Source organism: Wolbachia endosymbiont of Nomada ferruginata (assembly GCF_001675785.1).
Lineage (GTDB): Bacteria > Pseudomonadota > Alphaproteobacteria > Rickettsiales > Anaplasmataceae > Wolbachia > Wolbachia pipientis.
This window is the reverse complement of sequence record NZ_LYUY01000039.1, coordinates 1-11663: the sequence shown is the minus strand read 5'-3', so window position 1 is coordinate 11663 and position 11663 is coordinate 1. Positions and strand designations below refer to the sequence as shown.

The window sequence follows — 11663 nt, the reverse complement described above, 5'->3', positions numbered from 1 at the left end:
AGCATGATTTACGCCAAATACATTAAGTTTTTTGTCATTAATCCACTGCAGAGATTGCGAAGATAAATAAATAGCTTCAGTTTCATGATAAGGGGACTGGCGAAGTTTGTAAAGTAACTTTTGCATTTAATTTAAAGTAAAAAAAACAGAAATGTTTTGGTTTGAGGTTTAATTGCCGGAATTTACAATTGGGAGTTGCCTGTATGAGCTTTGAAAGAGGTACTATTCATTTGATAATTCAAAAAACTTGAAAGAATAAAGATAGCTATTGAAATTATCTTGATTTACATCAGTTATCCAAGTTTGACATTGAATACTTAACACTTCCTCCATTAACGCCTTTCTGTAATGTTTATCCAGATGAGACATTATATCATCAAGTAGAAGAAGTGGTGCCTTATTGTAATGAATACACCTTGCTTTTACACTGGATAAAATAATAGAAAGCAGTAATAACTTTTGTTCTCCAGTGGAGCACAGATTTATTGGTACGTTTCTTTTTTGACAAAAAACCCGAAAATTATCGTTATGCACACCAAAGGTTACTCTACCAGTCAATGAATCTTTTTCTCTGTTTTCCTTTAGACGATTCTGAAAATATTCTGCAGTATCGTCCAAAGTTAGCTGGCTGCTGAATTTCAAACTTGCCTTCGGAAAAAACTCACTGGAATGGTTATCAATTGTGTCTTGTAGTGTCTTTAAAACAGACGATCGCATACGTAAAATACTAACTGCATTAACGGCCATTATGTTTTCAAGACTAGAGAGCCAATTTTCGTCCAAGGTGTTCTCTCTCAACAGTTTACTTCGCTCACGTTTAGCTTTTCTGTGTTTCATGTAGCAGCAAGTGTAATTTTCCTCAAACAGTGAGACTATACGGTCTAAAAATTTTAATCTGTCACTTGGAGAATTAAGAAGAACATAGTCCATTTGTGGAATCAGCCATATTACATTGGATATCTTATACAAAGATGAATAACTCAATTGCGTTTTTCCATCAATTTGTATTAGTTTCTTATCAAAACTCTTTGCGATACCAATTGAATTAAAATCCATCCCATTAAAAAAATCATAGTGCACTACCCAATCTTCATTACTGAATCTATTTTGTATCTCACTGGCTTTTGCTTTTTTCATTCCATTGCTTTTAGCAAGCAACGAGATTGCTTCAAGTATATTAGTTTTACCAATACCGTTTTTGCCAGTTATTACAACTGAGCTATCATCTGAATCCAGTTCAAAGTTTGAGTGGCTACGAAAATTATGTAATTTCAGCTTTTTTATGTAGCAATGGGTAGCCATTAACCTATTCTTTAGTTTATATTCTCTTTACTTCTTCCAGAACCTCATCAACATGTCCACTAACTTTTACATTTTTCCAGATCTTCACTATTTTACCTTTTTTATCTATTAAAAAAGTAGTGCGTTCTATTCCCATATACTTTTTGCCAAACATACTTTTCTCTACCCAAACACCATATTTTCCCAACATTTCAGCATTCTCATCAGAAACTAAAGAAAACGGCAGAGAATATTTTGCTTTGAAGTTAGTGTGACATCTAACACTATCTTTTGATACACCAATTATCACTGTGTCAAGGAAAGAAAAATCATCTATTTTATCTCTAAAGCCTTTTGCCTCCATTGTACAACCCGGAGTATCGTCTTTAGGATAAAAATAAAGAACTACATTTTTTTTATCAAAAAATTCACTCAGTGATAAATTTTCACCAGAATCTGCTGGCAAGCTAAAATCGGGTGCATTATTTCCTACTGCTAATTCCATACCTTGCTCCATTAATAACACTTCCATCTATAGTAGTATATTGTAGTCAGAGTATCAAATTTTATATATAGCTAACAGATAAGATTCTTGATGGGGGCTTATTGATGAATTTCTGCCTACCTTCTCGGCTTGCCGCTTTTGATAAAGTGTGGTTTTCGTCTGATGTAAGGCCATATCAAATAGATCCTATTAAAAATCAATCGAATCTTCACATGTTTGTTCTTCATAAAAGAAGTTCAATGTTATCGTAGTACCAAGTTTCGCTTCACTTTTAATGTCAAAAGTTCCACCCATTAACTCTACTAATTTCTTGCTTAGCGGTAATCCGATGCCCGTACCTTCGTTTCTATACCCCGAATCTGCTTGGCCAAAAACAGACATAACTTTATATATGTCCTGCTGCATTATTCCTATTCCATTGTCATGAAACTCAATAGTTAATAAGTTTTTTTCTATATTTTCTTTTATCACCATTCTTATTAAACCATCTTTGGGAGTAAACTTGATTGAGTTTGATAATAAATTTATTATAACTTGTTTCATTCTCTTGGGATCTGCAATGACTAATAATTGTTTATTAGTCATCTCTTTTTTTAAATTAATCCCGGCTTCTTTTAATTTAGGTAATAGCATATTTACGCATGAATCCATTATTTTGTTCAGGTTAAACTTCACTTTTTCTACTGTTAAACTACTTGATTCAGCTTTAGAAAAATCGAGCACATCATTAATTAAGGTAAGTAAGTGTGTTCCTGCATTATATATATCGTCTGCATACTCCTTGTATTGAGAATTATCCATTGAACCTAAAGTTTTATTTTTGATCAACTCCGCAAATCCAATAATAGCATTAAGAGGTGTGCGTAATTCATGTGTAACGCTTGCAAAAAACTTTAGCTTGTTTGCATTTTCTTGCTCTAATGTCTCTTTTATCTGCTGTAATTCAATGTTAGTTTTATGTTGCTTGGCTAGCATTTGGGTATTAGAAAAGTGCAAATAGAACATTATTAATATTAAGATTATTAATAATAGGCCCAAAAATGTTAAAAACAGGCCATATGCTATAACATAAGAATTATTGTAGTTTCGAAGAATCTTCAAAAAAAACGACGGTTTAACGCTATTTTCATGGAATATAGGGAAAATAGAAGTTGATGTATTTCCTGTAGTATAAAATATTTCTTGGTTACTTAATAGTTTATCAATTTCATCGTTTGTAAGTAACTGTTCATAATCATAATCTTGAGTGTTAAAATTACTGAATATTATTCTGCCGTTTTGATCATACAGTATTAAGCTGAAATCCTTTACTTTGCTCACTGATTGTAATAATTCAGCACGTAGTTTTACTAGTTGGTTTATGTAGTCAAAATTTTTGTATTTAATGTGATGCTTTTCTATTAGTAAATAATGGTATTTTTTTATTATGCCATTTTCCAGTACGCTTTTTAAGTTTACACTTGAATCACGGTAAGAAGAAAGGAAATTACTCCTTAGTAAATGATTACAATATATCACACTGAATAAAATCATAAAGATCGATGAGAGTAATACAATAACTTTTGTGTATTTGTTTTTCTTCAACGCAGAAAACATCAATTTACCTAGCTTATACATATCCTTCTTATTGTGAAACAACGGTTTTTATGTTATTAATAATAAAATTTAGCATATAATATTTTATGACAATTTCTCCTATTTTGCCAGTTTATTCTCCTGTTAATATAAATTTTTCTCATGGCAAAGGTATCTACCTATATGATGTTGATGGTGAGCGCTACGTAGATTTTCACTCCGGAATAGCCGTTAGTAGCTTAGGTCACACTAATTCGCGATTAATTAGTGCTCTTAAATTGCAAGGAGAAAAATTATGGCATATATCAAATACCTATAATATACCTGCTGCCAATAATTTTGCAGAAAAATTAATAAACAATAGTTTCGCTGACACTGTATTTTTCTCAAATTCTGGATCAGAGGCAGTAGAATGTGGACTTAAGATTGCTAGGATCTATCAAAATGGAAAAGGCAATAAAAATCGTCACAGAATTTTAACATTTCATGGTGCATTTCATGGAAGAACCTTTTTAACTTGTGCTACAAACGATAAACAGAAATTTTCTGAATTACTAAATCCCTACATTGATTGGTGTGATAACATCGAGCCCAATATTGAGAGCGTAAAGAAAGCAATTTCAAGTGGTATAGGCGTTATATTAATAGAACCAATACAAGGGCAAGGTGGTATCAAAGTAATGAATGAAGTCTTTATGAAAGAACTAAGAAGGCTGTGTGATGAAAATGACATATTGTTATTTTTTGATTGCGTACAATGCGGTGCTGGTAGGACAGGAAAATTATTCGCATACGAACATATAGGAGTGGAACCTGATATATGTGCTCTTGCAAAGGGAATAGGCGGGGGGTTTCCGCTGGGGGCTTGTCTTGCAACTGAAAAGGCTGCTAAATATATGGCAGTTGGTATGCACGGTTCCACTTTTGGTGGCAATCCGCTTGCAACCTCAGTAGGTAATGCTGTGCTCGAAGAATTGCTCAGCCCCGGCTTTTTGAAAAATGTTGAAATTAGAGGTAAATACTTAAAAAATAAACTAGAAGACTTAGCAAGTAAATTTCCAATAATAGAGGAAGTAAGAGGGAAAGGGTTAATGCTTGGAATAAAAGTGAAAGCAGACAATCAAAAGTTTGCAGAAGAGTTAAGTCATCGCGGCTTGCTTACTGTTGGGGTAACATCAGATAACGTTGTGAGAATTTTACCTCCACTCATTATCACCGAAAAAGAGATTGATGAAGGCATCGAGATTTTGACTCAATATTTATCTGAGAAATCTTCTGATTAGATACTTGCATTAATATGAACGACAATCTGGTATGCTTAGGAATTATTACCTCTCCTCACGGAATTAAAGGAGCTGTTAAAGTAAAAACCTTTACTGAAAAGCCTGAAAATATCTCCTTATATGGTAAGCTAATAAGTGGTGATGAGAATTATAAAATAGACTCAGTATCCGTCATAGGTGATAATTTAGTAATAGCTACAATAAGCGGAGTAAATTCCCGTAATGAAGCAGAGCTTTTAAGGAATAAGAAGCTATATATAGAAAGAAGCAAGTTACCAGAGCTAAATGATGAGGATGAATTTTACCAAAGTGACCTTGTAGATATGGAAGTAAGGCTGAAAAGTAATGAATTATATGGCTATGTAAAATCTGTGTATAATTTCGGCTCAGGGGATATATTAGAAATTTTAGTTATCAGCACAAAAAAACGTATTATGCTGTCTTTCACTAAAGAGATATTTCCACATATAAATATAAAGGGGAGGTATATAGTATTAAATATACCAGAATTTATTGACTAATAAAGACTTTGATATTTATATAAAGCTATTTATAATTGTAAGATCAAACTGAAAATGTAATTATGGCAGAAAGAGCTAACGATATTAGACCAGGTCAGGTGTTGGAACATAACGGCGGATTATTTTTGGTTGTAGGTATTATGCATACTCAACCTGGTAAAGGTGGTGCATACATACAAGCTGAAATGAAAAATATCAAGACCGGAGCAAAACACTATGAAAGATTTCGTTCTGATGCAACAATCAGAAGGGCAATTTTAGATGAAGAGGAATATGTTTACCTTTTCACTGAAGGAAACATTGTAAATCTTATGCATCCAAGTAATTACGAGCAAATCACTATAAATTTGGACTTATTGGGAGAAAAAAAAATTTATTTACAGGATAACATGAAAATTAAAGTTGTAGCTTATCAAGACAAAATAATTTCTGCGCATGTGCCTGATTATGTTACACTTGCTGTGAAAGAAACAGAGTCTGTTATTAAAGGACAAACTGCTACTGCTTCTTATAAGCCTGCAATTTTGGAAAACGGAATGCGCGTTAACGTGCCTCAATTTATAAAAGAAGAGGATAAAATTGTAGTATATACTCCAGGTGACAGCTATTATGAAAGAGTGAAAGAGTAAAAGGAAGAATGTCCCTCTCATCACCACGAATTAATGTGATGCTTGATTCTGTGCGTAATGCTTCCAAGCAGCTTATGCGCGATTTTAATGAATTGCAAATTTCTAATGTTAAATCAGCAGACTTTATTAATAAAACTTATTCAAAATCCAAGCAAACCATATACGATTGCTTGCACGACTACAAACGAGACTATGGTTTTATTTTTGAAGATGATACTGATCAAGAAGTAAAAGATAACACTTATACCTGGTTTATTATGCCTATAGAGGGCAGGGAGAACTTTTCTAGTTGCATGGTTTATTTTGCAGTATCAGTCTGTCTCATTCATAAAAATAAAGTTGTGGCAGCTGTAATTGATGCTCCGGCTCTTAGAGAAACTTTTTGGGCAGAAGAAAAGAAAGGTGCTTTTCTTGAGGATTTTAGATCTCGTCATGTAAAAATGCGAGTGAAAAGCCGTGAAGGGGGTCTAATAGATGTAAGTGGTAATTTGTTAAATAAATTGCTGCCTGGCAATAGTAATGTACGCTCCATAGGTTCAACAATTTTAGGCTTTGCATACCTTGCGGCAGGAAGGCACAGTGGAATAATTTACTCTGGAATTAATCAATATAAGGCTTTACTCGGTAAGCTTTTCCTGCAAGAAAGCGGTGGAAGGTTAACAGAAAATAATGGGTTAATTATTGCTGATGATATTGCAAACAGGCTACAGAAATAGACAGCTTTTCGAAAACTTTTACAAGAGACTCTGTTAAATGTTCTATCATTTCATCGGTATGATAAGGTGTAGGGGTAATACGGAAACGCTCAGTTCCTCTTGGAACTGTCGGGTAATTTATATGTTGAACATATATTCCATACTCATCAAATAATAATTTTGATGCTTTTTTGGATAACTCTGAGTTGCCAATTATTATTGGAATTATATGAGTTTCTGTTGGAATGAAGTTAATTCCTGCATTTCTCAGTGAGTTTTTTACTTTTTCAACGACTTGCTTTTGCTTTTCCCTTTCAATGTTGCTCGATTTTAGGTGCTCAACGCTTGCCTTTGCTGCCGCTGCTAAAACAGGCGACATAGCAGTGGTAAAAATAAATCCTGGAGCGGAACTTCTTATTACATCTACCAAGCTCTTTGAAGACGCTATATACCCACCCATCACTCCAAAAGCCTTTGATAGTGTACCTTGAATAACGGTTATTCTATCCATCAGACCTTCTCTTTCTGCAATTCCGCCACCATGTGAACCATACATGCCAACTGCGTGCACCTCATCCAAATAGGTAATTGCATTATGTTGATCTGCAAGATCACATATCGCTTCAAGCGGCGCTATATCGCCATCCATTGAATATACGGATTCAAGTACTATTATTTTTGGTGTCTTTTTGTCTATAGACTTGAGTAACTGCTCTAGATGATTAACATCATTGTGTTTAAATATATGTTTTGGCCTTTTTCCTGATTTTATGCCTTCTATCATCGAAGAATGGTTCTTCTCGTCTGAAAAAATTACTACGCCCGGAATAACAGACGATAAAGTGCTAAGTGTTGTCTGGTTAGCGAGGTAGCCACAAGCAAAAGTTAAAGCAGCCTCTTTTTTATGCAAACAAGCTAAGGATTTTTCAAGTTCGACAACCTCTTTTGTTGTACCAGATATATTTCTTGTTCCTCCAGCACCAACAGATGAATTTTGGATAGCGGCAATTACACTCTCATTTTGTGACATTCCCAAATAGTTATTACTGCACCAGACTATTACTTCCCTATTTCTTTCATAGTCCATAATGTGGGGGAGCCTACCTGGTAATGACGCAAAGTGCGTAAATTCACGGTAGCGCCCCTCATCTTTTATATCTTTTATTTTATTCAAGAATATTTCTTCGTAGTTTACCAAGTTTTTATTCACTAATAATTAACATAATTATAATAAATTATTAAACGATAGACTACTATATTTATTCATCGTCAGCTACAGCAAGGTGTACTTTTTTGCATATCATCAACCTTTTCGACCTTATCGTTTTCAATTAAGGTTTTAGGCCTATAGCAGTAGGTAACTATAGCTACAATAAGACAACCAGCTCCAACTGCTATTCCTACCGCTAACATTTCCAAGTAAACTGCAACAGCCACCCCTGAAATAATACCAGCTATTGCAAGTGCAGAAGCAGCTATAACAGGCAGCTTACTACTTTTTGTATTTTGTGGAATAGCATTATTTTTGCCTGAATTATTAGGCAACCCGCCATTGGTTTGAGTATCATTCACCTGCTCAGATTTGTTGTTAGCTACTGAAGGCACTGGTTCTGGTGTTGGCACTGGATTCGGTGTTGGTGTTAGATTCGGTGTTGGCACCAGCGTAGGTGTTAGAATTGGATCTTGTGTTAGATCCGGTGTCAGTCCTGGCGTTGGCGCCGGCGTAGGTGTTGGAATTGGATTCGGTGTTGGTGTTAGGTTCGGCGTTGGCACCGGTGTAGGTGTTGGAATTGGATTCGGTTCTTGCTGCCTGGTGGTAGTTTGAGTACCATCTTCTTGTCCAGGGATTTCGTTAGTTGATGTAGGTACTGGATCTCCTAGAGGACTATTGCCATCATCACTTGAAAAATCTATTAAATCTTTTTCTAGTGCATCATCTTGGTGCTCTTTAGACACGATTTTATCATGCTCACCATCACTCACAAGACTACGTGCTTCTTCAGGCGTAGTTACTGCTGCATTAGCAGAGGCTTCTGTACCTTCAACATCACCACTCGCAGAACTCTGTGGTGAAAGTGGTGGTGAACCTTGTTGATCACCTTTACTTTCAGACTCTACCGGTTGAACAGGAGTTTGTTTATCCTCACCATCAATTGATAACACGGTAGCACTTTTACTTTGAGGAACAAGAGCGTCCTGTGTACTTAAACTTTCAATATCATCCGTTTGTTCTGGAACTGGAGTCTCAGAAACTTCTTGTTGCTCTTGAGTATTAGAAGGCTGTGCCTTAAGTTTTGCACTTTCTTCTGGTACATGTTCAGCAGGTTGAGCATGAGCTTGTTTTTTCTCATCATCAATATTAACAGGAGCTTCGTGACTACTTGTAGTAGCGCTAACATCAGTTACTGATGATACAGCAGCCTTAGCATTCATTTCAATGTTACTGATCTTTTCTGTAAGCAATTCTCTAACTTTTAAGAGTTTTCCTTTCTGAGTATCTTTTTTTTTCTTCTTAGTAGAAGCTAGACCGTCAGTGTTCCCCTTCTCTTGAAGTTTAACATTTACTTGGCTTAGGACTCTGCTCAAAACAAGCTTATTATTATTGCTTTTTAGAAAATCATTCATCCGCTCAACATCGTAGATAACATTATCATCAACACTAAACGATTTCTGCTTTATACTTTTTTTATTTTTAGACATTTCACCCCTCCTATAATTATTACCTATAGCTTCTTCTATTGAAGCCTTTTCATTATCCATAATATTTTCTCCTTTGTCAACATTTTCTTGTGGCTGCTTACTGCCAGCACTTTCAAGTCCTGGATTTTCTGATTGATTGTTATCTTCTTCATTCACTACTTGACTTGAGGCTGCAGTTCCATTTACTAAGTTACTATTTGATTGTACATTATCCTTAAAAAAATTTAGTATTTTTGCACGATTCTGCTCCTCAGCCTTCATTCCGCCTGGATACTTCGCTATATAAACTCTTCTCTCCTTACATTTTCCATAAGCATTTTGTGCGTGTTGTATGATTCCTTCAGTTATAACAGCACCTTTCTTTACAAACAATTCAACTCTTTCTAGCTCACCTAGTTCAATGGCTTTTTCAAATTGATCTTTACTAGTCTTCTCAAGAAACGTTAATACGTTTGAATGAGCTTGCTTTCTACCTTCCTCATAGTCTTTACAAACCTCTCGTGCGTATTGTATGGTTTCTTCAGTTATAACAGCACCTTTCTTTACATACGATTCTATTTTTTTCAGATCACCTTGTTCAATGGCCTTTTTAAGTAGCTGTTCATTATAAATATCCACAAGAAACGTTAATACGCTTGAATGAGCTTGCTTTTTATCTTTCTTACAATTTTTACAAGCATTTTGTGCGCATTGTATGATTTCTCCAGATATAACAGTATCTTCCTTTACAAGAGATTTTATTCTTTCCAGATTACCTTGTTTAATGGCCGCTCTAATATGAATATTCACAAGAAACATTAATACGCTTGAATGAGCTTGCTTTTTATCTTCCTCACATTTTTCATAAACACCTCGTGCGTATTGTATGGCTTTTTCAGTTATAACAGCATCCTTACTCTCAAGCAATTCTATTACTTCCAGATTACCTGCTTCAATGGCTTTTTTAAATTGATCTTTACTAGTCTTCTCAAGAAACTTTAATACGCTTGAATGAGCTTGCTTTCTATCTTCCTTATAGTTTTTACAAACATCTTTTGCATATTGTACAATTTCTTCAGTTATAACAGCACCTTTCTTTACATACGATTCTATTTTTTTCAGATCACCTTGTTCAATGGCCTTTTTAAATAGCTGTTCATTATGAATATTCACAGGAAACGTTAATACGCTTAAATGAGCTTGCTTTTTATCTTCCTCACATTTTTCATAAACACCTCGTGCATATTGTATGGCTTTTTCAGTTATAACAGCATCATTATTCACAAGCAATTCTATTACTTCCAGATTACCTGCTTTAATAGCTACACTTAAAGGACTCTCACGATGACTATTTTTAGCATTAACATCCTTACCGTTCGCAAGAAGTCTTTTAGCCCTGTCAATATTACCTTCCTTAGCAGCATGATGCAAAAGCCCTCCTGGGTGTAACACGTTAAGAAGGAATGATTTAGTTCCTGAAGCTACCATGTCTAAAAATGTCTTACCAGATTTATCTTTAATTTCCTCATTAGCTCCCTGTCTAAAAATGTCTTACCAGATTTATCTTTAATTTCCTCATTAGCTCCCTCTTTTAAAAGCAACCTTACTATTTCATCCTTATTGGAAGCAGCAGCATAATGTAGAGCTGTTTTGCCATCGCTATCTTGAGTGTCAATCTTAGCACCACTTTCAACAAGCAACATTACCATTTTATTAACATTCTGAATGTCACCATAAGAGGAAACGGCATAATGTAAAGCTGTTTTGTTATTCCTATCTTGAATATTAACATCAGCGCCATTTTTAATAAGTGAGTTTACTAAATCATAATCGCCTTTTTCTACAGCATAGTGCAAAAGTTTTATAGCAGGATCTCTACTCTCAGTATCTTTAAATTTATCTAGTATCGCTTCCACGCATTTCTGATTGCCAATTGACGACGCCCTTTTAAGCTTTTCACATATACCACGCCAAGATAGAATAGAATCTAGTTCTTTTTCTAAATGCTCTAACAAAAATTTAATATAGCATCTCTTACCAGCACCAATAAGCAGACTATCAAGCTCTTCATCTTGCGTGAATAATATACCTTCGTGCATCTTTACACATCTTTCCACAAGCGTATCATTAGCTGCAATGGCTAGAAGTACCAATTCTTTTACCGTACCATTCTCTTTTTTATATATTTTTTCTATGAGCACTTTACGCACGCGCTCATGATCTGTTTGTGCCGTCAAATTAAGTTGCTGTGAGCAAAAATCCTTCAGATCTTTAAGATCAGGGTTAATAGGTATGTCATCTTTCTCTTCCTTTATATTACCCATAACTTCATCCAAATTCGTATAATCACCATTTTTTGCTTTATTTATAATATCTACCAATTTATCAAAGGCTAAACTTTTAGGAATGATATCAGAGGTTGTCCACAAACCAAGGAATACGTAGTATATAAAGAAAGAATATTGAGGTAAGAGATGAGGAAAAAATATCCAACA

At 34.7% G+C, this 11663-nt stretch carries 10 protein-coding genes; 4 read left to right on the top strand and 6 right to left on the bottom strand.

The genetic code is table 11. From position 1 onward, the window contains the following. Positions 1-222 precede the first annotated feature (222 nt). The 3 genes from recF to BA053_RS03220 form a co-directional block, all read right to left on the bottom strand. Positions 223-1302, bottom strand: a complete 1080-nt coding sequence (recF, locus tag BA053_RS03230; protein ID WP_065094476.1) for a DNA replication/repair protein RecF — start codon at positions 1300-1302, stop codon at positions 223-225. A 16-nt stretch (positions 1303-1318) separates the two neighbouring features. Next, a complete protein-coding gene (bcp, locus tag BA053_RS03225) occupies positions 1319-1786 on the bottom strand; it encodes a thioredoxin-dependent thiol peroxidase (RefSeq protein WP_065094483.1) in 468 nt (155 codons plus the stop codon). A 189-nt stretch (positions 1787-1975) separates the two neighbouring features. Then, positions 1976-3403 carry a sensor histidine kinase gene (locus BA053_RS03220; protein WP_065094477.1) on the bottom strand — a complete coding sequence of 476 codons (1428 nt, stop codon included), beginning with the start codon at positions 3401-3403 and terminating at the stop codon, positions 1976-1978. Positions 3404-3468: 65 nt separating this feature from the next. On the opposite strand from BA053_RS03220, the gene BA053_RS03215 reads away from it, so the two are divergent. The 4 genes from BA053_RS03215 to BA053_RS03200 all read left to right on the top strand — a co-directional run bounded on the left by BA053_RS03215 (position 3469) and on the right by BA053_RS03200 (position 6510). Beyond that, a complete protein-coding gene (locus BA053_RS03215; protein WP_065094478.1) occupies positions 3469-4644 on the top strand; it encodes an aspartate aminotransferase family protein in 1176 nt (391 codons plus the stop codon). Between the two features lie 14 nt (positions 4645-4658). Further along, positions 4659-5165, top strand: a complete 507-nt coding sequence (rimM, locus tag BA053_RS03210; RefSeq protein WP_006279718.1) for a ribosome maturation factor RimM — start codon at positions 4659-4661, stop codon at positions 5163-5165. A 62-nt stretch (positions 5166-5227) separates the two neighbouring features. After that, a complete protein-coding gene (efp, locus tag BA053_RS03205; protein ID WP_006279719.1) occupies positions 5228-5794 on the top strand; it encodes an elongation factor P in 567 nt (188 codons plus the stop codon). A gap of 8 nt (positions 5795-5802) precedes the next feature. After that, a complete protein-coding gene (locus BA053_RS03200; RefSeq protein WP_065094479.1) occupies positions 5803-6510 on the top strand; it encodes an inositol monophosphatase family protein in 708 nt (235 codons plus the stop codon). Here BA053_RS03200 and hemA read toward each other — a convergent pair. The 3 genes from hemA to BA053_RS03185 all read right to left on the bottom strand — a co-directional run. Then, on the bottom strand, positions 6473-7687 hold the full coding sequence (gene hemA / locus BA053_RS03195) for a 5-aminolevulinate synthase (RefSeq protein ID WP_065094480.1): 1215 nt from the start codon (positions 7685-7687) through the stop codon (positions 6473-6475). The genes BA053_RS03200 and hemA overlap by 38 nt on opposite strands. Before the next feature lie 71 nt (positions 7688-7758). Continuing rightward, the gene (locus BA053_RS08495; RefSeq protein ID WP_065094481.1) at positions 7759-10656 is read right to left on the bottom strand and encodes an ankyrin repeat domain-containing protein; all 2898 of its coding nucleotides are present in this window, start codon (positions 10654-10656) and stop codon (positions 7759-7761) included. Between the two features lie 2 nt (positions 10657-10658). Then, the coding region (locus tag BA053_RS03185) for an ankyrin repeat domain-containing protein (RefSeq protein ID WP_218914962.1) at positions 10659-11663 on the bottom strand (1005 nt) is incomplete at its 5' end.

Excerpts from the sequence above, each read along its gene's own strand:
- BA053_RS03215 (WP_065094478.1), top strand. The coding sequence starts at position 3,469 with ATGACAATTTCTCCTATTTTGCCAGTTTATTCTCCTGTTAATATAAAT.
- bcp (WP_065094483.1), bottom strand. The coding sequence starts at position 1,786 with ATGGAATTAGCAGTAGGAAATAATGCACCCGATTTTAGCTTGCCAGCA.
- rimM (WP_006279718.1), top strand. The coding sequence starts at position 4,659 with ATGAACGACAATCTGGTATGCTTAGGAATTATTACCTCTCCTCACGGA.
- BA053_RS08495 (WP_065094481.1), bottom strand. The coding sequence starts at position 10,656 with ATGGTAGCTTCAGGAACTAAATCATTCCTTCTTAACGTGTTACACCCA.
- BA053_RS03200 (WP_065094479.1), top strand. The coding sequence starts at position 5,803 with ATGTCCCTCTCATCACCACGAATTAATGTGATGCTTGATTCTGTGCGT.
- efp (WP_006279719.1), top strand. The coding sequence starts at position 5,228 with ATGGCAGAAAGAGCTAACGATATTAGACCAGGTCAGGTGTTGGAACAT.
- BA053_RS03220 (WP_065094477.1), bottom strand. The coding sequence starts at position 3,403 with ATGTATAAGCTAGGTAAATTGATGTTTTCTGCGTTGAAGAAAAACAAA.
- recF (WP_065094476.1), bottom strand. The coding sequence starts at position 1,302 with ATGGCTACCCATTGCTACATAAAAAAGCTGAAATTACATAATTTTCGT.